20 protein-coding genes are annotated in these 20,061 nt (G+C 70.5%); 6 read left to right on the top strand and 14 right to left on the bottom strand.

The annotated features are described in order from the left end of the window. Positions 1 to 3 precede the first annotated feature (3 nt). Positions 4 to 492, bottom strand: coding sequence for a GNAT family N-acetyltransferase (locus MKK82_RS16690; protein ID WP_238286642.1), 489 nt, complete (start codon positions 490 to 492; stop codon positions 4 to 6). Further along, positions 489 to 1,256: an NAD kinase gene (locus tag MKK82_RS16695; protein ID WP_238286641.1), complete on the bottom strand. Its 768-nt coding sequence runs from the start codon at positions 1,254 to 1,256 to the stop codon at positions 489 to 491. Before MKK82_RS16695 ends, MKK82_RS16690 begins: the two co-directional genes overlap by 4 nt. A gap of 143 nt (positions 1,257 to 1,399) precedes the next feature. Here MKK82_RS16695 and cutA point away from each other — a divergent pair, with 143 nt between their 5' ends. Next, positions 1,400 to 1,753 (top strand): divalent-cation tolerance protein CutA, encoded by a 354-nt coding sequence (gene cutA, locus MKK82_RS16700; RefSeq protein WP_243986289.1) that lies wholly within the window; start codon positions 1,400 to 1,402, stop codon positions 1,751 to 1,753. Between the two features lie 45 nt (positions 1,754 to 1,798). Here cutA and MKK82_RS16705 read toward each other — a convergent pair whose 3' ends face one another. The 8 genes from MKK82_RS16705 to crtI form a co-directional block, all read right to left on the bottom strand. Then, the gene (locus tag MKK82_RS16705) at positions 1,799 to 2,944 is read right to left on the bottom strand and encodes a glycosyltransferase (protein WP_238286639.1); all 1,146 of its coding nucleotides are present in this window, start codon (positions 2,942 to 2,944) and stop codon (positions 1,799 to 1,801) included. A 67-nt stretch (positions 2,945 to 3,011) separates the two neighbouring features. Then, a complete protein-coding gene (locus tag MKK82_RS16710) occupies positions 3,012 to 3,770 on the bottom strand; it encodes a lysophospholipid acyltransferase family protein (protein WP_238286638.1) in 759 nt (252 codons plus the stop codon). Positions 3,771 to 3,856: 86 nt separating this feature from the next. Next, complete coding sequence (locus tag MKK82_RS16715) at positions 3,857 to 5,386, bottom strand: phytoene desaturase family protein (protein ID WP_238286637.1); 1,530 nt, start codon at positions 5,384 to 5,386, stop codon at positions 3,857 to 3,859. 104 nt (positions 5,387 to 5,490) lie between these two features. Next, positions 5,491 to 6,333: a type 1 glutamine amidotransferase gene (locus MKK82_RS16720; protein ID WP_238286636.1), complete on the bottom strand. Its 843-nt coding sequence runs from the start codon at positions 6,331 to 6,333 to the stop codon at positions 5,491 to 5,493. 104 nt (positions 6,334 to 6,437) lie between these two features. Beyond that, complete coding sequence (locus MKK82_RS16725) at positions 6,438 to 7,646, bottom strand: ABC transporter permease (protein ID WP_238286635.1); 1,209 nt, start codon at positions 7,644 to 7,646, stop codon at positions 6,438 to 6,440. Then, on the bottom strand, positions 7,643 to 8,623 hold the full coding sequence (locus MKK82_RS16730) for an ABC transporter ATP-binding protein (RefSeq protein ID WP_238286633.1): 981 nt from the start codon (positions 8,621 to 8,623) through the stop codon (positions 7,643 to 7,645). Before MKK82_RS16730 ends, MKK82_RS16725 begins: the two co-directional genes overlap by 4 nt. Positions 8,624 to 8,627: 4 nt before the next feature. Next, positions 8,628 to 9,089, bottom strand: coding sequence for a DUF2141 domain-containing protein (locus MKK82_RS16735; protein ID WP_373323297.1), 462 nt, complete (start codon positions 9,087 to 9,089; stop codon positions 8,628 to 8,630). Further along, positions 9,086 to 10,675 (bottom strand): phytoene desaturase family protein, encoded by a 1,590-nt coding sequence (gene crtI, locus MKK82_RS16740; RefSeq protein WP_238286631.1) that lies wholly within the window; start codon positions 10,673 to 10,675, stop codon positions 9,086 to 9,088. Before crtI ends, MKK82_RS16735 begins: the two co-directional genes overlap by 4 nt. A gap of 289 nt (positions 10,676 to 10,964) precedes the next feature. On the opposite strand from crtI, the gene MKK82_RS16745 reads away from it, so the two are divergent. Further along, positions 10,965 to 11,345 (top strand): hypothetical protein, encoded by a 381-nt coding sequence (locus MKK82_RS16745; protein WP_243986291.1) that lies wholly within the window; start codon positions 10,965 to 10,967, stop codon positions 11,343 to 11,345. A 151-nt stretch (positions 11,346 to 11,496) separates the two neighbouring features. On the opposite strand, the gene MKK82_RS16750 is transcribed toward MKK82_RS16745, so the two are convergent. Beyond that, positions 11,497 to 12,342, bottom strand: a complete 846-nt coding sequence (locus MKK82_RS16750; protein WP_238286627.1) for a TrmH family RNA methyltransferase — start codon at positions 12,340 to 12,342, stop codon at positions 11,497 to 11,499. Position 12,343: 1 nt separating this feature from the next. Then, positions 12,344 to 12,817: a 3-hydroxybutyryl-CoA dehydratase gene (gene croR, locus MKK82_RS16755; RefSeq protein ID WP_010683707.1), complete on the bottom strand. Its 474-nt coding sequence runs from the start codon at positions 12,815 to 12,817 to the stop codon at positions 12,344 to 12,346. Positions 12,818 to 13,003: 186 nt separating this feature from the next. Between croR and MKK82_RS16760 the strand changes: the two genes are divergently transcribed. Beyond that, positions 13,004 to 13,609, top strand: coding sequence for a cation transporter (locus tag MKK82_RS16760; RefSeq protein WP_238286626.1), 606 nt, complete (start codon positions 13,004 to 13,006; stop codon positions 13,607 to 13,609). Positions 13,610 to 13,617: 8 nt separating this feature from the next. Continuing rightward, entirely contained in the window at positions 13,618 to 14,496 is an 879-nt protein-coding gene (locus MKK82_RS16765) for a metallophosphoesterase (RefSeq protein ID WP_238286862.1), read from the top strand. A 169-nt stretch (positions 14,497 to 14,665) separates the two neighbouring features. On the opposite strand, the gene MKK82_RS16770 is transcribed toward MKK82_RS16765, so the two are convergent. Continuing rightward, positions 14,666 to 15,805, bottom strand: coding sequence for a glycosyltransferase (locus tag MKK82_RS16770; RefSeq protein ID WP_238286625.1), 1,140 nt, complete (start codon positions 15,803 to 15,805; stop codon positions 14,666 to 14,668). A 1,089-nt stretch (positions 15,806 to 16,894) separates the two neighbouring features. Here MKK82_RS16770 and MKK82_RS16775 point away from each other — a divergent pair. Next, positions 16,895 to 17,776 carry a transporter gene (locus tag MKK82_RS16775; RefSeq protein ID WP_238286624.1) on the top strand — a complete coding sequence of 294 codons (882 nt, stop codon included), beginning with the start codon at positions 16,895 to 16,897 and terminating at the stop codon, positions 17,774 to 17,776. A 59-nt stretch (positions 17,777 to 17,835) separates the two neighbouring features. Here the strand turns inward: MKK82_RS16775 and MKK82_RS16780 are convergent, their stop codons facing one another. Continuing rightward, entirely contained in the window at positions 17,836 to 19,281 is a 1,446-nt protein-coding gene (locus MKK82_RS16780) for a homospermidine synthase (RefSeq protein WP_243986293.1), read from the bottom strand. A gap of 513 nt (positions 19,282 to 19,794) precedes the next feature. On the opposite strand from MKK82_RS16780, the gene MKK82_RS16785 reads away from it, so the two are divergent. After that, complete coding sequence (locus MKK82_RS16785; RefSeq protein WP_238286622.1) at positions 19,795 to 19,971, top strand: hypothetical protein; 177 nt, start codon at positions 19,795 to 19,797, stop codon at positions 19,969 to 19,971. Positions 19,972 to 20,061: the final 90 nt, after the last annotated feature.

A 20,061-nucleotide genomic window follows, 5' to 3' on the forward strand; every position in this document is an offset into this window, starting at 1 on the left:
GGCCTAGAGCCGCCGGAACATCACCAGGGCGTCGACTTCGCCCAGCCCCGGGTGCCGGAAGGCCCCCGGGAGACGTCCGACCGTGTCGAAGCCGAAGCTGTGCCAGAGCCGAACGGCCCGGACGTTGGTGCTCACCACGAAGTTGAACTGCATCGCCGCGAAGCCGCGCGCCCGCGCCCGGTCGAGGGCGTGCGCGCACATGGCCCGCGCGATCCCGCGGCCCGACGCGGCCGCCTCGGTCATGAAGCCGCAATTGGCGACATGGGCACCTCCGCCCGCCTGATTGGCGCGCAGGTAGTAGGTGCCGAGCATAGCCCCGTCCCACTCCGCCACGAAGGTTTCGCGGTCCGCGCCGGTCCAGTACGCCAGGGCCTCGGCTTCGGGCAGGTCACGATTGAGCGCGTAGGTCTCGCCGGCCCGGATCACCGGCAGGATGATCTGCGCGATCCCCGCGTGATCCGCTCCGTCGGCGTGGCGGATGCGGAGGCTCAACCGAACTGCTCGCGCAGGATGCGCTCGTCCAGGCTGTGTCCCGGATCGTGCAGCAGGACCAGTTCGGTGGCGCGGTCGAGCGACGTTTCGACCGTGCAGACCCGGCGGAACTCGGTGTGGTCGGCCACCGCCGCCACGGGGCGATGGGGGGCGTCCAGGACGTCGATCCGGATCCGGGCATAATCCGGCAGCAGTGCACCGCGCCAGCGGCGGGGCCGGAAGGCCGAGATGGGGGTCAGCGCCAGCAACTTGGCGTCGAGAGGTAGGATCGGGCCCCCGACCGACAGGTTGTAGGCCGTGGAGCCGGCCGCGGTGGCGACCAGCACGCCGTCGGCGATCAGCAGATCGAGACGCACGTTCCCGTCGACGGCGATCTTCAGCTTGGCGGTCTGATGCGTCTGGCGCAGCAGATAGACCTCGTTGATCGCCCGCGCCCGATGGGAGCGGCCCTCGGTGTCGAGCACGTCCATGATCAGCGGGTGGATGACGCTGCGCTGGGCGCTCTCCAAGTGTTCCAGGAGATCGTCGTCCCGAAACTCGTTCATCATGAAGCCGACCGTGCCGCGGTTCATCCCGTAGATCGGCTTCGGGTGATCCATGAACCGATGGAGGACCTGGAGCATCAGACCGTCGCCACCGAGAGCGATCACGACGTCCGCCTCCTCGGGCGGGACGTGGTCGTAGCGCCGCATCAGGGCGGCGGCGGCTTCGCGGGCGTAGCCGGTGGGGCTCGCCACGAAGGCGATCTTCTTGAAGCGCGGCATCGCTCAGGCGCAGCCAGGCGGGCGCGTCGGGGTCGCGTCGGCGTTCACGTCACGGCTCCAGTCTGTTGAGCGAACCGCCCGGTTGACGTCCAGGCCCGGCCTGCGCCTCACTCCCGAGACACCCGCGCACCCGGAGGCATAGCATGGAGCGTCCGCTCCTCGTCTACACCACCTTTCCCGACCTCGCCTCGGCCCTCAATATCGGCGAAGCCCTGGTCCGCGAGCGGCTCGTCGCCTGCATCAACGTGTTGCCCGGGATGCACTCGGTCTACAGCTGGCAGGGCACCGTGGCGCGGGGCGAGGAGGTCGCGGCGATCCTCAAGAGCCGCGAGGGTCTCGCCGACGCGCTGTCGGCGGCCCTGAAGGCGCGCCATCCCTACGAGACGCCGATCATCCTGCACCTGCCGGTTGCGGGCGCGGATGCCGACACGGCGGCCAGGATCCTGGCGGAGACGGGGGCCGGTGCGTCGAACGGCTCGCCGGTTCAGGAAGCCTGACCGGCCGATGCGGGGGCGGGGGCAAGCGGCGGATCGGCCCCCCTCTCAGGCGCCGCTCACCGGATAGCTCCGGCCCTTCCAGGTGGCCGCGCCGGCGCGCTCCCGGCGTAGCAGGACGTTCCACTGGATCGCCAGGGCGACCAAGACCGCGACCGGATGGAGCGGGATCGTCGCCAGCGGCGCCCGCACCGCCAGGGTGATTGCCGTCCGGGTCGCGAGCGCGAGGAGGAGGGCGAGCGCGGCGGCAACGAGGGCCGGGGTTGGGATCAGCCCGCACAGGCCGGCCAGGACGAGGAGCGGTGGCAGGACTTGGCCGCAGCCGAGCAGCAGGGTCCAGACCGGCAGGGCGCGGGGCGTCGCCATGCCCTCGTGCGCGTTCTTGGAGAAGCCCGCCCAGGCCTGGGCGAAGCCCTCGTACATCCGGCACGTGGCCAGCGTTGCCGCCGCGACGAGCTCGGTCCTGTAGCCGGCGGCGCGGAACAGCCGCGGCAACCGCACGCCGTCGTGCAGGGACATGCGGATCGCACCGTGGCCGCCGGTCGCCTCATAGGCTGCGCGGTCGATCAGGATGAGCTGTCCGCAGGCCGCGCCGAGGGACGGATCGCGCAGGCGGCGCATCAGGAGGACGGGCAGGTAGCCGAGGAGCAGGAAGTCGATCATCGGCACGGTCAGCATCTCGCCGACGGTCTCGGTGCGCTGGCGCGGCACGCCGCTGACCAGGGCCGCCCCGGTGCGGCGCGCCTGCGCGGCGAGGCAGGACGCCGCCTCCGGTACCAGACGCACGTCGGCGTCGATGAACAGCAGGTGCCGGCCGGCGGCCGACCCGGCCATGTGGCTGCAGGCGTGGTTCTTGCCCGTCCAGCCTTCGGGCAGCGTCGGAACCGATACGAGGCGCAGGCGCGGGTCGCCGATCGCGCGGACGATCTCCGGCGTCGCGTCCGTCGAATGGTCGTCGCCGACGATCACCTCCACGGGCACGCCGGTGCTGGCGAGGGCCGCCCGCACGGTCTCGGCGATGTTGCCGGCCTCGTTCCGCGCCGGAATCAGGATCGAGACGAGATCGGGATCGTCCTGCGGTGCGGGCCGGCGCAGGACCGAGAGGTTCACGGCGGCCAGCACCGCCGGGAGCAGCGCCGCGATCAGGCACAGCAGCGCCAGCGCGGTCGGAATCGCGGTGAACGAATCGGTCATGCTCCGGCCTTGGGTGAGGCGCCGCCGGCTCCCGGCATCGCACGCGGACGAGAGCGAGTGGAAGAGGTCATGCGGTGGGACCGGATCGGTTCGGCGCCCGGTGAGCCGGATCGAAGCGGCGCCCGGAGAGCCGCGCCGCGAGGCGTCGCCACAGGTCGTAGATCCCTCCGACGCCCTTCCGGCCCGTGACCAGGGCGCGGAAACGTTCCGGCTCCCGGCTGATCACGTCGGCGCTGAGCCGGTCCAGGGTTGCAGTCAGATCGAGTTCGAGGCGTGCGAGCCGGTCCGCTCGCGGCAGGGCGGCGATCTCCGCGGCGGCGATGCCGGCCCCGAAGGCCGCGAAGGCCCCGGCGCCGCGCTCGTCCCAGAAGGCGTACTCGACCGCCAGCGGGACGAACAGGGCGTCCGGTGCGATCTCGGCGAGCCGCGCCACGCCGGGCCGCAGGTCGAGCGGCCTCGCACGCGCGTCGGCGAAGCGGCCCTGCGCGGTGATCCAGAGCATGCCGTCGGACGTCGCGAGGATGGATCGGGCGGCGGCCAGGAACTGCGCGGCGCCGCGCGGGCTTTCGAGATCGACCCCGAAGGCGCCGATCCGCTCGAAGATGCGGTAGCGCGCCAGCATGGCCGCGTCGAAGGGCGCGCGGCTGATCCGCGACGGATAGAGCCGCCCCGCCAGCACGATGATCAGGGCCGCGTCCCACCACGCGGGGTGGTTGCTGTAGACGACGATCGGGCCGGGATGGTCGGCGGCCGGCGGCGTGCTCCACAACGGCAGGCGCAGGGCGTCGAGGTGACGGTGCAGGTAGCGCTCGAACCACGCCACCATGAAAGTGCGGATCGTGGGGGAGACAGGTGGCAGGGGCGAACGTCGCCCCGCCCCGCCGGTCGGGGGAGGGGAGGGTTGCGCGGCTGTCACGCCGAGGCGCGCAGGGCGCCGCGTGCGTCCTGGTCGTGCGCGTCGGCGGCGATCCAGCCGGACATCATCACCATCGGCATGCCGGGCCCCGGATGGGCGGCGCCGCCGGCGAGATAGAGGCCGCGGACCTGCCGCGAGCGGTTGCCGGGCTTGAACGCCCCCATCACCCGCCCGTGTGAGGCGAGCCCGTAGATCGCGCCGTTCAGCACGCGATAGCGCTCGTGGATGTCCTGGGGCGTCAGGTGGCGCTCCACCACGATGCGCTCCTCCAGGTCCGGCATGCCGCCGGTGCGCTTGAGCTTCTCGAGGATCGTCCGGCGGTAGTTCTGGAACAGCGGTCCGTCCGGACGCCAATCGTGATGCGGCCGAAGGTAGGGGGTGTGCACCAGGACGTAGAGCGCCTCGCCGCCCTCCGGTGCCACGCTCGGATCCGTCGAGGAGGGCGCCGCCAGGTAGGCGGTCGGGTCCGGGGCCGGCTCGCCCTTGTTGTAGATGTAGTCGAACTCTTCCTCGGGATCGCGGGAGAAGACGAAGTCGTGGTGGTTCAGGTGCTCGTAGCGCTTGTTCAGACCGAGGTAGAGCACCACGCCCGAACAGGCCGGCTCGGGGTTCTTCTTCGCGTAGGCCTTGGCGGCATCGCCCCCGACGAGTTCCCGGTAGGTGCGCACCGAATCCATGTTGGAGATCACCGCGTCGAAGGGCGTCACGCCCGCGGCGGTGCGCACGCCGCGGACCGCGCCGTTGGCGGTCTCGATCCCCGTGACCTCCGTGTCGGTCCTGCAGGTGGCGCCGAGTTCCTGGGCGAGCTTCGCCAGCCCCTCCGCCACGGCGCGGGTCCCGCCCATCGGGTACCAGACGCCGTCTGCCGTCTGCATGTGTGCGATGGCGCAGAGGACCGCCGGCGCGCCGTAGGGCGAGGAGCCGACATACTGCACGAAATGGTCGAGCATCTGCGCCAGACGCGCATCCTTCACCTTGCCGCGGATGGTGCTGGCGACCGAGGCGTGCATGCGTAGGGACAGGACGTCCCGCAGCGTGCCGGGATTCATGTTGGCGCGGATGTTGATCGTATCGAACAGGTCCTCGACGGGCTTCCAGAAAAAGAACTTCTCCGAGACGCCGTGCAGATGCTCCGAGATGGACAGGAACTTCTTGTAGCCCTCGCCGGTGCCGGGGGCGAAGCGCTCCATGTCGCCGGCCATCCGCTCGACATCCTGCATCAGGTCGATGTGGGTGCCGTCATCGAAGAAGCAGCGCCACTGGGGGTCGAGGCGGCGCAGGTCCATGTAGTCGTGGACTGAGCGGCCGGCCTCGGCGAAGATTCGCTCCAGCACGCGCGGCACGGTCAGGATCGTCGGGCCCATGTCGAAGCGGAAGCCACCCTCGTGCAGCACCGCCGCCTTGCCGCCGAGCCAGCCGTTCTTGTCGTAGACCGTCACGCGGTGGCCCCGCGCGGCGGCCACGCACGCGGCCGCGAGTCCGCCGAGCCCGCTGCCGATGACGGCGACCGTGGAATCCTGGCTCATCCTGCTGGATCGCTCCCGAGGCCCTCTCGAACGTGGCCCACGAGAGCGAAGCTAGACGCGGGGCCGGCCCGGTCAACGCGCCACCCGGTCGCGGCAGCGGCCGATCAGGCTTCGCCTGTGGACAGGCGCGCCAGGAAGTTGCCGATTTCCCGGCGGCGCAGATCCGCTTCGAGCACCTCCGGGCCAAGGCCGTGGCGCCATGCGAGACGGCGGGCCGCCTCCGGGTCGTCCCCCTTCAGGGCCACGATCTCGTCCGCGTAGCCCGACACGCCCGCTGGATCCTCGGCGAGGCCCGCCTCCACGATCGCGGTTTCGCAGAGGCGCAGCATGGCGGCGAGATCGTCGAGATCAAGTTCCGGATGGTACTGGGTGCCCCAGAACCACCCGGCGCCGTGCCGGATCTCCAGAGCCTGGATGCCCAGGATTCGGTTCCCGGCCAGTACGCGGGCGCCGGCCGGGGGCTGCAGCACGGCGTCCGAATGGATCGCCGGCGCGTCCCACGAGGCCGGACGCCCGGCGAGCAGCGGATGCGTGCGGCCCTCCTCGGTCGGACTGATCGCCCGGGCGAACCCGTATTCCGGCCCGCGCGGGTTCGCGGCAGCCTTGCCGCCGGCCACGGTGGCGGCGACCTGCACGCCCCAGCACGAGCCGAAGACCGGCAGACCCGCCTCCAGGGCCGACCGCATCAGGTCGAGCTGCCGCGTCACTTCGGGCGTGCCTTCGCCGACCTTGAGGGTCGATCCGGTGAAGATCAGCCCGTCGAAATCCGACAGGCCGGCCGGCAGGTTCGCGTCGGCATCGGCCGGGTTGACGAGGCGGCAGGCGGTCTCGGGGACGAGATCCCGCACCACCGCCGCGTAGGACTCGGCCGAGGTGCGGCCGGTGGCGGCGACGTGCCGATCACGGGCCGCACGGTCGTTGCCGTCGGCGATGAGCAGGCGGAGCATTGGGCTTTCCGTAGAGCAGGTTCGAAGCGGCGCGCTGTCCGTATGTCGGCGCGCTTACGCGCGCGGAAACGGCGCGGATCGTCGCGGAGCCGATGCGTCCCGGCTCAGGCGGTCCGTCGCGCCGCCAGCGCCAGGGCGAAGCCCAGCCCCCCGAGGGTCAACGCCCCCAGCACCGCCAGTGCCGGCGCCGCGGCGGCGAAGCCCTCGCCCAGGGCGCTCTGATAGGCCTCGATCGCCCAGGCGTTGGGAGTGAGCCAGCCCGCCTGTTGCAGCCACGGCGGCATCAGGAACCGGGGCACCATCGAGCCGCCCACGGCCGAGAGCAGCAGCACGCCGAAGGTCGAAGCGAGGTGAGCCTGCTGGCGCGAGGCGGCGAGGGCGCAGGCGGCGAGGGCAAGGCCCGCCGCCATCGCGGAGACCAGCAGGCAGGCCGCCAGGAACGCCGGCCAGTGCGGCCCGATCTCGACACCGTACAGGAGCGCGGCGGCCAGGAAGATTAGGCCGGCCTGGACGACGCCCTGCACGGTCAGGAAGCCGAACTTGCCCAGCACGACGACCGGCAGGCCGCCCGGCCCCGCCATCAGCCGCTCGGCGAGGCCGGTCTCCCGCTCCTCGACCAGGGACATCCCCCCCTGCATGGCGGCGAACAGCAGGAAGACGGCCGTGATCGCCCCCGCGTAGTAACTCACCCGCGCGTTGCCGCTGCCGGCGGCGGTGCTGCGCCGCTCGACCATGTCGGCGAAGCTGAACGGTTCCTTCTTCGCGCGCTGCTCCGCGAAGGCCTCGTCGAGAAAGCGGCGCTCGTCCGCCCCGATCTTCCCGGTCCGCTCCACGTCGGCGACGATGCGGGACAGGACCACGTCGGGCAGCGCCTCGTTCAGAACGCGCTGGAGCTGGCCCAGCGCGATCGGCGTCGCGAGAGCCTTGGCGGGATTCTCGACCAGGACCACCGGCTGGCTTGCGGGCGCGGATGCCGCGGCCGCGGGGGCCGCGATCAGGTCGCCGCGCAGGACGAGCGCCACGTCGACCTCGCCGGAGCGCACGGCGCGCGCCACCTCCGCGAGACCCGTTGCCGGCAGGCGCGTGACCCGCAGGGACGCGTCGGCCGCCAGCGCGTCGGCGAGGCGGCCGGTGGCGGCCGTCTGCGCGAGATCGGCCAGCCCCAGGTGGATCCGGATCCGGTCGCCGGTCGCCCCGGAGAAGATCGCCGCGAAGATCGAGAAGATCACGGTCGGCAGGACGAAGGCCATCACCAGGGCAGCGCGGTCGCGCATGAGGGTCAAGGCCATGACCCGGAACGCGGCGCCGATCACCGGGCGGATCCGAGGCGGCGCGGGGGCGGCGCGGCGCGGTCCGTGACCTCCCGCGGCCGGAGCGCGTCGAGGTAGAGCGCTTCCAGACGCGGCGCGCGCACCCGCACCTCAGCGACGGGCACGCCCTGCGCCCGCAGGGCGCCGAGCAGGGCCGCGCCGTCGAGGCCGGAGCGCTCCACCGAGCGCCACGTCAGGCCGTCCGCCTCGGCCGGTGCGAAGCCGGCGCGTCGCAGCACCGCCTCGGCGGCGGCGTCCGCCGGCACGGCGAGGCCCAGCTCCCGCTCCGGCGCGCCCGCGCGCAGCTGCGCCAGGAGATCGGCGAGCCGTCCCTCCCGCACGATGCGACCCTGCGCCAGGAAGGCGACCCGGGTCGCGAGGCGCTCCGCTTCGCCGAAATCATGGGTGGCGATGAGGATCGCCGTCCCGGCCGCCTTGAGCCGGTCGAGCACCGCGTGGATCGCCGCCCGGGCCGCGAGGTCGACGCCGCTCGTCGGCTCGTCGAGGAGGACGAGGCGCGGCCGGTTCATCAGGCTCGCCGCGATGTTGACCCGCCGTTTGTACCCCCCCGACAGGACCCCGACGGGGCGGCGCGCCACGTCGGCGATGTCGGCCATCGCGAGCGCCGCCTCGACCGCCGCCCTCCGGTCGCGCCGGGGCACGCCGGCGAGCTGCCCGAACACGCCGAGGTTCTCCGAGACGGTCAGCCGCGGGTAAAGGGCGATCTCCTGCGGCACCCAGCCGATGGCGCGGCGAGCGCCGCCCTCCCGGTGGGGATCGGCACCCGCCACGCGCACGGATCCTGCGGTCGGTCCCAACCGGCCCGCCACGAGGCGCATCAGCGAGGATTTTCCGGCCCCGTTGGGTCCGAGCAGGGCCAGGGTCTCGCCGGCGGCGAGGGCGAGGTCGACCTGCTCGAGCACCCGTCGCCCGCGGAGATCGAGGTCGACGCCCTCGATCCGGACGAGGGGGTCGCTCATCGTCTCACCGCCGCGGCAGGGCGCGCGCGAGACGCACCCGCACGGCGACACCCGGATCCCGGAGGGCGAACGCGGCCTCGGCGAAATCCGGCCGCCCCCGGCGGCCGATGCCCCCGGAGAATCCGTAGGGCTCCAGCGGCAGGCCGAGGCCGGTGCGGTCGAGCCGGCCGTTGCCGTTGCCATCCTGGTAGGCCGCCACCGCGTAGGTCCCGGGCGCCACGCCCCGGAACGTGAACAGCGCCCGGTCGGCCGAGGCCGGGGCGTCGTCGCCGCGGCTGCACGACGCCTCCGAAAGCCCGCCCTGGCACAGGGCCACGCGCACTTGGCCGCCGCCGGGCTCGATCCCGTCCACCTCGACGTGAACGGTCGCGGCCGCGACCGGCAAGGCGAGGGCGCACAGCGAGGCCGCCACGGCGAGCGCGAGGCGACCCGTCGCGTGCTGACCGCCCCTCCGGGCCCCGGTCACGAGGCTTCGCCGGAGGTGGCGAGCGGCGCGGTCTCGGGGATGCCGGCCGTTGCGGCCGCGCGGGCGCCGGCCAGCTCCTCGATCAGAAGCCGGGCAGAGATGCGCGCACCCTCGTAGATCACCGGCAGGCCGGAGCCCGGATGGGTGCCGCCGCCGACGATGTAGAGCCCGGGTCCGAAGCGGTTGTGCGGCCGGAAGTACAGCATCTGCATCAGGTCGTGGGCGAGGTTGAAGGTGGCGCCCTCGTGGACCGCGAAATCCTCCTCCCATTGGGTGGGGTCGATGATCCGTTCGTAGCGGATCCGGGATTCGATATCGCCGAGGCCCAGGAGCTTCAGGCGTTCCAGGATCAGGGCGCGGTAGGTCTCGCGCAGGGCGGCCCAGTCGATCCCGGCCTTCAGGTTCGGCACCGGCACCAGCACGTAGAGGGCCGTGTGGCCGGGCGGCGCCATGCCGCCGTCCGTGTAGCCGGCGTGCTGCACGTAGAGGGAGGGCTGCATCGGCAGCGTCCCCTCGGTGATCTCACGGATGTTCTTCTCGTAGCCCTCGGCCAGGAGGATCGTGTGGTGCCCGAGGCTGTCGGGCATGTTCCCCTCGATCCCGAGGTAGAGCATGAAGGTCGAGCAGGAGAGCCGGGCCTTCTGGATCTTGGCGTCGCGCCAGCGCGGACGATGCCGCTCCGGCACCAGGGCCCGGACCACCTTGGCGAAGTCGCCGTTGATCAGCACCGCGTCGGCGTTGAAGGTCTCGCCGTCCGCCACGACGCCGCTGGCGCGTTTGCCGTCGAACAGCACGCGCTCGACGTTCGTGTTAAGCCGGAGGTCGACGCCCATGCGGCCGGCCAAGCCCGCCATGGCGTCGGAGACGGCGCCGCAGCCGCCGACCGGGTGGTAGACCCCGTGCTCATATTCGAGGAACGACAGGATCGTGAACAGGCTCGGGCACCGGAACGGCGACATCCCGAGGTACTTGGTCTGGAACGAGAAGGCGAGGCGCACCCGCGGGTCGGCGAAGTAGCGCTTCAGGTCGCGGTCGACGCTCCGGCCGGGATGCAGATGAGGTAGGGCCGCCAGCATGGCCGGGCTCACCATGCTCCGCAGCGTGTGGAAAGCCTGCTCAAGCACGGGCTTGAAATAGTTCAGCTTCGTGCGGTTCTCCGCGAAAAAGGCTTTGACGTTCTTCGCGTCGTCCGGGGCCACCCCGGCGATCTCGCGCTCCAGGCGTTCGACGTCGCCCGTGGCGCGGATCGTGCCCGAGATCCCGTCCGGACCCTCGAAGACGAGGTGGTATTGCGGGTCGAGGCGCTCCAGTTTGACGTGGTCCTCCAGCCGCTCCCCGCAACTCGCGAATATGTCCGCAAGAATCTGTGGATAGAGGAAGAACGTCGGGCCGATATCGAATCGATACCCACCCGGAGCCTTGACCGTCTTGGTCCGGCCGCCGACCTGCGCGTCCTTCTCGAACAGCGTGACGTGGATCCCGGCGCGCGCAAGCAGCAGGGCGGACGCGAGCCCACCCGGACCGGCCCCCACCACCGCCACCCGGCGTCCGGTCAGCGCCCGCAACCCATTCCCAGACTGAAGCAACGCAGTTGCCTCCTTACACAATCCCCGCACCCGTCGCGGCCAAGCTAGCTTCGCATCATCGGACGACAATTGCAGCCGTTTGTCGCGTGTCGATTGCGGGACGTGGACGGACGCCGCGGTCGTGCCCTCTTGGACTGCGCCGCCGCGGCAGAATACGGAGTTTTCGCCGCGCCGGAAAATTCGGGGACGGGCGGTGACGCCGTGCGGCCGCGCGTCGGGCAGGTGCGTGCGGTCCAACCGTCGCGGACCGGATCCGGGGCGCCCAGAATCCGATCGACAGGTGACACCGATGCCAGACCGGAAGACCCCCTCGCTGCGGTGCCGCGCACTCCTCCTGACCGCCGCCATATTGTTGTCGGGCACGGCGAGCGGGCGCGCGGAGGAGGCGCCGGACCTGCCGGCCCCGAAGCGCAACGCCGCCAAACTCGCCGGGCTGGTGGGCTTCGTGAACCTGCACTGCGACACGCTCCGGCCCGATCAGGACCGCTTCAAGGGAGCGGTGCAGGCGATGGGCGTCGATCCGGCCGAGCTGGACCGCGACATCCTGCTGCTCCAGGCTCGATCCTACCTGGCCGCGTACGAGAAGGACGTGCCGGGCAGCTGTCAGCGCGCCGAGGAACTGTTCGGCCAAACCGGCAGGATCATTCCCCTGCTGTTTCTCCCCCGGTGAGGCCCCACGCGCTGGGCCCGGCGGCGGAGGTCCGGGCGGAGCGGGCGGGCGCGGCGATCCGTCATCCGGGCCCGGCCCCGGGCCCCTCCCACGGACGGCTTTTTCGCCGGAGCCCGCGGTGCGGCGGTGGACTGGATCCGAGCGCGACGGATCACGCCGGTCCGGTTCGGACGGTTCCGGCGCGGTCGAGCCGCCCCTGGCCGCGCGCGATGGCGTGCAGGGCGATCCCAGCCGCGGTGGCGACGTTGAGGGAATCGAAGCCCGCCGCCATCGGAATGCGGATCGGCCGGGCGCCTGCGAGGGTGGCCGGGTCGAGGCCGGGCCCCTCGGTGCCGAGGATCAGGAGTGCCCGCGCCGGGACGGCGAGGGCGTCCAGAGGCTCGACCGCACCGGGACTGAAAGCGAGGGGCTGCAGATCCAGCGTCTGCGCGAGACGCAGCCAATCCTGTCCCGCGGGCAGGCGCGCGAAGGGCTGGATCAGCGCGGCACCGGCCGAGACGCGGATGCTCTTGCGGTAGAGCGGGTCGCAGCTTTCCGCATCCAGGAGAACCGCGTCCGCCCCGAAGGCGGCGGCGTTGCGGAAGGCGGCACCGACATTGTCGTGGTTGGTCAGCCCCGCGAGGCCGAGCACCAGCGCCGGGGCGGGCCTCGGCGGCACCGGGGCGGCCGCGTCGAGCTCTCCGCCGCGCACGCCGATCGCCAGCACGCCGCGGTGGATCGGGAACCCCGTCACGGCGCTCATCACGGCCTTGGCGGCGAGATAGACCGGCGCCGGGCAGGCCGCGACGGCATCGGCGAGCCCCGGCCAGCGTTCCGGCGCGAGCAGGATCGACTCGGCGCGGAAGCGGCTGCGCGGCCCGAGGAGCAGCCGCAGGGTCACCTCGCCCTCGACGACGAAGCGTCCGGCGCGGCCGACGAGGTCGCGCTCGCGCATCCGCGTGTAGGGATCGAGGCGGGGATCGCCCGGGTCGGTGACCGTCTCCGGGGCCGGCCCCACCTCAGCCCTGCTGTCGCTCGGTGCGGCTCGCCAGCGGATCGGCCTCGGCCTTGGTCGGCACCTTCACCAGCGCCTCGCCGTCGAGGACGGTTTCGCCGGCCACCGAGCACTGGCAGGCGAGGCGCGCCCGCCGCCGCTCGGGCATCAGCTCGGCCACCGTGACGGTCACCTCGACGACGTCGCCGATCCGCACGGGCGCGCGGAAGTTCAGGGTCTGCGAGATGTAGACGGCGCCAGGACCCGGCAGGCGCGTGCCGAGCACCGCCGAGATCAGGCCGGCGGTGTACAGGCCGTGGGCGATCCGGGTGCCGAACGGCGTGCGCGCCGCGAAGTGTTCGGACAGGTGGATCGGGTTGCGGTCGCCGGTGATTTCGGCGAAGCCGACCACGTCCGAGGAGGCGATCGTCTTCGAGAGGGTTTCCGACAGCCCGACCTCGAGATCCTCGAAATAGAGCACGCGCAATTCGGGCAACATGGCTCGGCAGACCTCCGGTTGCGGCCGGTCTCTGATCGCGCGCGGCCGGCTCTCGACATCGCCTCGCACGATCGCGGCGCCGAATCCACCCGGACGAAGGCGTAAGAGCCTCGAACTTTCTTGAGGCGCCGAGAGGGATTTCTCAACAGTCCTCGACAGGCGCGCCGCTCTCGGCGAAGAGGCCCCGTGACCGCCGATAACGCTCCCAGGCCCACGCCGCCTGCCCTCCGCACCGTCGTCGCCCGCGTGGCGGCGCTGAACCTCGGCTATTTCGGCATCGAGATCGCGGTGGCGCTCGCCATCGGCTCGGTGGCGCTCATCGCCGACAGCCTCGATTTCCTGGAGGACGCGGCGATCAACCTGCTGATCTTCGCGGGCCTGAGCTGGAGTGCGCGCAACCGCGCCCGCCTCGGCACCGCCATGGCGGGCATCCTGCTCTTGCCGGCCCTGGCGGGGGCCTACGCGGCCTACGAGAAGGCGTCGGATTTCGTCGCCCCCGCGGCCCTGCCGCTCACCCTCGCGGGCCTCGGGGCGCTCGCCGTCAACCTGACCTGCGCGCTGATGCTCGCCCGGCACCGCTCCGGGGCGGGCAGCCTGACCCGTGCGGCCTATCTCTCGGCCCGCAATGACACCTTCGCCAACCTCGCGATCATCGCGGCCGGGCTCGTGACGGCGCTTTATCCGTCCCCGTGGCCGGACCTCGTGGCGGCGGCCGGGATCGCGCTCCTCAACGCCGATTCCGCCGCCGACATCCTCCGGGCGGCCGCGGCCGAGCGCCGGGCCGCCCGGTGAGCACGGCCCTGCGCATCTTCCCCATCTCGGACCTGCACCTGGAGCGGCGGCGGCTCGACCGGATCGCGCTCGCGGCGGAGCCGTTCGACCTGCTCGCCTGCCCGGGGGATCTCCATGAGGGGCATCCCGAACGGGGGCTCGCGGCCCTGCTGCACCTCGCGCGGGGGCGACCCGTCGTGCTGGTGCCGGGCAACCACGAACGCTACGCCCCGGCCGGCGATCCGCGCACCGCACCGGACTTGCTCGCCGCCCTGGAGGCGGAGGTCGCGCGGCGGAACCGCCAGGGGGCTCGCATCCACCTGCTCCAGCGGGCACAGACCTGCACCATCGACGGGGTTCGCTTCATCGGCGCCACCCTGTGGAGCGACTGGGACCTCGCCGGGCGCTGGCTCGCTCCGGACGATCCCGACAGGCCCGACGACCCGGTGGCCTATGCGGCCGCCCGCATGACCGATCCGGCGACCGGCTCGCGGGAGTATCTCGGGTCGATCCGCAAGGGTGACGGCAGCCCGTGGCAGCCCGCCGACGCGATGGCCGCGCACCGGGTCGAGCGGGCCGCCGTGCACGCCGCGCTCCAGATCCCCCATGCGGGCCCGACCGTGGTGGTGACGCATCACCCGGCGAGCCCCCGCGCGGCCGACCGGTTTCGCGACGCGCCCGGCGTTCCCTGGTGGGTGCCGGCCTTCTACGCCAGCACCGCCCTCGACGACCTCGCCGACGCCCAGCGGCCGGATCTGTGGATCTCGGGGCATTTCCACGCGGGCCACGATATGCGGCTCGGCCGCTGCCGGTGGGTTTCCAACCCCGTGGAGGGCGCAACCTACCGGAGCGATCTCATCGTGGACGTCGGGGACGCGCCGCGGCCGGCCCCCGAGCCTTGCGGATGAGCGACCGCGACGCCGGACGCGTCCGAACACCCCTCCGACGACGTCGAGCGGGCCGGTCGGTCGCGAGGCTGACGGTCGACGGCCTGGGGACGAGCCCCAGGTCGGGGCGGCGCCGGCTGGATCGGGGCCCGATCCCCGGCCACACGGTGCGGCCGTGGACGCGCCTGTCCTAGGTCAGGGCTCGCGCCTTCGACGCGTGTTCGAACTTCTGAGCGTATGCATTCAGCTCATCGTGTCTGCGCAGCAACGCCGGCGTAGCCTCCAGTCCGACGACCTTGAGGATCTTTGCCAGACGGTGGCTCCAATCGTGCAGGCGCAGGCATTCGATCACGCCCATCGAACGCGCCGCGTTCAACTGCTCCTGCCGCCGATCGAGGTCGTGCAGGAAGTCCGGGACGTCTTCCGAGTCCGAGGGTAGGCTCACGACTGCGTCCGGCCAGGGGAAGATGTCGTTGAACTCGGGGCACTGCGGCGGCGATCCGATGATCGTAGAGCCGCAGGCTATGCCCTCGAAAATGCGAGGCGGCACGATCTGCTCCCCTTGGCTCTCCGTGAACTTGTGCCCGCCGGCCCTCAGATGATCGAAGCAGACGAAATACTTCGCACGCTTGATCTTGCTGAACATGAGAAATCTATGCTGTTCCCAGTCGAAGACCCGCGCTTCCGAGATGCGCACCGTATCGTACTCGTAGAAGATGTTTTCCGATCGGGCCATCTCAAGGAAGCGGAGATGGACATCCTCGGAGCGGCGGCCGATCGAGAGGATGTCGATCGTTCGGTCCGGCGCGGAGATCCGGGGTGCGGCCTCGAGGGCGTTGACTGCGGTGGGAAGGAACTCGCAGTGAACGCCTATGGCATCCTGCAAGACCGGCGCAGTATTTGAATGCAATGTAAAAACGTAATCGAACTGCGCCAAAATATCGATGTATTTCTTCTCTTTCTTCAGGCGGTTGGCCCAGATTTCGATGATGTAGGCGACTTTCAGACCGGTATGATTTTTCCATCCGTGAAAATTGTTGAGTTCGATCACCGACTCGATTGTCGATCCAACAAAAATGAATAAATCGTAGTTCTTCTCGATTCTGACTTTAGTCGTGTGCGGTAGTCTCGCGTGCCTGACCCGTCTGCTCAGGCCTGACATGACGGTATGCGTGAAAGTCCGGTAAATCGAATCGCCGCCGACCAGGGGAGGGGTTACGACATCAGCATCCGTGATGTCGGCGAGGATCTTCACCATTTCAAATGCTGTTACTTGAAAGGCTTGCATCTTAGCCATATAGTCTGAAAATATCAGCGTTTTATAGGCCATAATACCGCCCTTTGATTTGAAAGATACTGTTCTCTATCGGTTCTGACGTGCCCACGCCGACCGCTCCGGCTCGAAGTCAGTGACGCGTCGCCGGCAAGCCTAGTCCTGCTCACCGCCGACCGGCGCGCCAAGCGGGTCGCTGACTTCGGTGCGAGCGGTCGATGGATGGCGATGCGTCTGTGCCGATGTTGATATTGGTCGCTCGCTATCGTTCGATTAGGCTACATGCCGTTCAATTATAGAGCATATCAAGCCGTTGGAAAGATCGTCTGGCAGTTTTGCGGCCAAGCCCCGGCAATAACCGCACTCTCACACGCGGCCGAGTTCGATTTCAGCGATCTGCCAAGTGGCGATGGCAAACCGATTTCGGCTGATTGTGACGTGAGCGTCGGATCATCGTTCAGGCGTGTGCGATGTTGACAGTCGAACGCGCGCTTACAAGCGGGATGATTTTGAACATGCGGAGTGTAAATCCGTATATCTTGCCAAAATCATTGGCATTAAAGCTGGCAGATAATTAAGTGTAATGTTGGTCGATCTGTGCGGGTCGACCGAAATCCGAGACCTCAACAGGATAGGGGTGGACGGCGCCGCCGCTTCGGCCCTGAGCGGTCGTCTGCTGCCGCCGCCACTTTTTTAGGCAGAGCGCGCCGGGCCTGTGTCGCCGCCGCGCCACCCGCGCGTGTTGCGCGCGAGAGGCGGCCAGCCCGGTCTCCGGTGCCGCTCCCGTTCCATGAACGAGGGCGGCGCAGCGCATCCGATCACGCCGCGGTCGCGACGGTCCCGGAGATCGGACGACCACGCACCACCCTGCGGTGATGCCGGTCCCCGGCCGGGCGAGCCCGGCCCGTCCGGAGGCGCTCCGCTTCGGCCGAACGCCGCGACCTCCGCGAATCCGCGGGGCAGATGCCTGTGGTCCAGACGATAGGACCCGATCGGGCCGGATCTCGATCTATTCCCGCGCCCCGCCCGTGAAATGTTGTTCCGGTGTCGTTCCGCACAGCTTGGCTGGAGCGGCAGGATGGTGACGGTCCTGATGCGCGTCCAACCCTGATCAGCCCAGGTCTCGGGCTCTGGTTTGGAACTCTCATGGCCGGATTTAGCCTGACGTCACGCAGAGTCGCGGCGACGACTCTTGCCCTTTACAGTGCAACGACCGCGACAGTCGTGCGGGCCGGATCCGCCGCGCAACCGGGGCAGACGGTCGGCCTGCCGGTCGGCGATCAGTTGCCGATCGGGTTGTACTTCGTGAACCTGTCGAGCTTCGGCACGCGCAGCACGCAGCCCCGCGACTCGTCGACGAGCGTCAACCTGCCGACCTTTGCATGGGCGACGCCGTGGACCATCGCGGGTGCGCGCCTGCAATTCTTCTTCACCCAGCCGATCGTGGCGGCGAGCAGCCAGGGGACGGCCTATCAGAGTGGCGTCGGTCAGCAGCTGCTGGCCGCCCAGCTCGCCTGGGACCTCGGCGGCGATGTCGGCGTCAGCTACCTGTTCGGCGGCTACCTGCCGATCCAGACGCGATTCCTCACCCAATCCGCCTCGCTGAGCCACCGCTTCGCGGTGAGCTACACCGGCCAGGGCTGGAACCTCACGTCGAACCTGCTCTACGGCGTCTTCCTCGACAGCCGCTCGCCGTCCGGCACCCTCTACCCGGATTACCTGAACCTCGATCTGACCATGACGAAGAAATTCGGGCAGTGGCAGATCGGCGCGGTGGCGTTCGGCTCGACCGACCTGCCCACCGGCGTGGGCAGCTACCGGCCGCAGGGGCAGATCGCCGTGGGCGGCCTCGTCGGGTACAATTTCGGGCCCGTGAACCTGCAGGCCTACCTGACGCACGACGTGATCGAGCGGAACTATCGCGGACGCGAGGTCCGCGGCTGGCTGCGCGCGATCGTGCCGCTCTATCGGGACAAGAACGAGGTCGAGCCCGGCCGCACCCTGGTGACGCGGCGTCAGGCCGAGTAGCCGGGGCGCGGATCGAAGTGCCAGCCCGCGCCCGTCTCGGATGGGCGCGGTCCGGCGTCTCAGCCGTGCACCAGCACGTTGCGGAACTGCCAGGGATCGCTGGTGTCGATGTCCTCCGGGAACAGGCCCGGGCGGTCGGTCAACGGCGTCCAGTCGGTATAGACCCCCACGACCGGGCCGAGATACGGGGTCTGAACCTCCAGGCAGCGGCGGAAATCCATCTCGTCGGCCTCGACGATGCCGGCCTCCGGATTCTCCAGGGCCCAGACCATGCCGGCGAGCACGGCCGAGGTCACCTGCAGGCCGGTGGCGTTCTGGTAGGGCGCGATCCGCCGGGTCTCCTCGATGGAGAGCTGCGAGCCGTACCAGTAGGCGTTCTTCCTGTGGCCGTAGACGAGCACGCCAAGCTCGTCGATGCCGTCGACGATCTCGGTCTCGTCGAGGATGTGGTGCTGCGCCTGCACCTTGGCGGCGTTGCCGAACATCTCATGGAGCGAGAGCACCGCGTCGTCGGCCGGATGGTAGGCGTAATGGCAGGTCGGCCGGAAGATCGGCGTCCCGTTCTCCAGGACAGTGTAGTAGTCGGCGATCGAGACGGCCTCGTTGTGGGTCACGAGGAAGCCGAACTGCGCCCCGGCGGTCGGCACCCAGGTGCGCACCCGCGTGTCGGCTCCGGGCTGCAGCAGGTAGATCGCGCAACGCGACCCCTTCTCCTGCTGGCGGGCATTGGCGGGCTTCCAGGTCTCGTGCGTGCCCCAGCCGAGCTCGGCGGGCTGGTTGCCCTCGGAGACGAAGCCCTCCACCGACCACGTGTTGACGAAGACGCCGCGCGGCTTCGGCGTCCTGGCGCGCTGGGTGTCGCGCTCGGCGATGTGGACGCCCTTGACGCCCAGGTCCTTCATCAGGCCGGCCCAGTCGGACCGGGACTTCGGCTCCGGCCGCTGGAGGCCGGTATCCTGGGCGATGTTCAGGAGCGCCTGCTTGACGAACCACGAGACCATGCCGGGATTGGCGCCGCAGCACGACACGGCCGTGCTGCCGCCGGGCTTCTGCGCGCGGGCGTCGAGGATGTCCTGGCGGAGCGCGTAGTTGGTGCGGTCGCCCTGGCTCTTGCTCTTGTCGAAGTAGAAGCCCGGCCAGGGCTCGGCCACGGTGTCGATGTAGAGGGCGCCGAGTTCGCGGCAGAGTTCGAGGATGGCGCGCGAGGAGGTGTCGACCGAGAGATTGACGCAGAAGCCCTGGCCGCCGCCCTCGGTGAGGAGCGGGCTCAGCACGTCGCGGTAGTTCTCCGGGGTCAGCGCGACCGTCTCGAAGCGCAGGCCGTGCGACTCGGCGAGCGCCCGGTGGGTGTCGACCGGGTCGATCACGGTGAAGCGGGCGCGGTCGTACTCGAAGTGGCGCTCGATGAGCGGCAGGGTGCCTCGGCCGATCGAGCCGAAGCCGATCATCACGATGGGGCCGGTGATGCGGCCGTGGATCGGGTGATGGGTCGGCTGGTCGGTCATGGCGGGAGATCCTCGTTGGCGGATGCCGGGCGCATCCGCGGGTCTGGCTCGCGGGCGGGTTATGGCGCGCGTGTGACAGGGCGGCGACAGGCGCTCCGCGGGCGGCGCCAGCACGGTGCTCGAGGCCGATCGCCGGACGCGCGCTCAATGGCGGGTCGACCGCCGCCGGTCAACCGCGCCGCGCTGTGGGAGGGGCCGACAGATCGGCCGCGGCTTGCGGGGAGAGGCGCAGCGCCCCGCCCCGGGTCCGTGCCCGGATGCACCGCGCCGGCGCTGCCTCGGGTGGCGAAGGGCCGACTCGCGCAGACGACGGATCACGGCGGGCCGCACAAAGGTTAAGGTTCGCCTGATGCCCAGGACGACGATCATGCCTCCGGTGCATGCGTCGCCCGCGCTTTTCCCGGTGGCAGGCGTGAATTGCAAGTCTCATATTGCAATGCAGCAAAGCCGCCGAGACGGCTGCAAGCTCAGGGATCATGGAAGCGCCCGGGACTTCACGCCTCGGAGTTCGCCATGCTCGCGCTCATCACCTCCCGGATCCCCGGCCCGGTCATCGAGATCGCCGACCGTGACCCCGGCTTCCTCACCCTCGTCTTCGCCGTGGCCCGCGCGGCCCGCAACGGGGCCGAGACCGCATTCGCCCGTCGCTGTGCCCTGGCGCGCGCGGTCGGCGGCCCCAACCCGCTCTGACGCCGGAGCCGACGCCACGGCTTCGCGCCGGCCCCGTCACGGGGGTCGGCGACGTCCGGAGATTGCGTCGTCCCGGCTGGGGCTTTAGGC

Origin of the sequence: Methylobacterium sp. E-046 (genome assembly GCF_022829625.1) — a bacterium.
GTDB classification, from domain to species: Bacteria; Pseudomonadota; Alphaproteobacteria; order Rhizobiales; family Beijerinckiaceae; genus Methylobacterium; species Methylobacterium longum.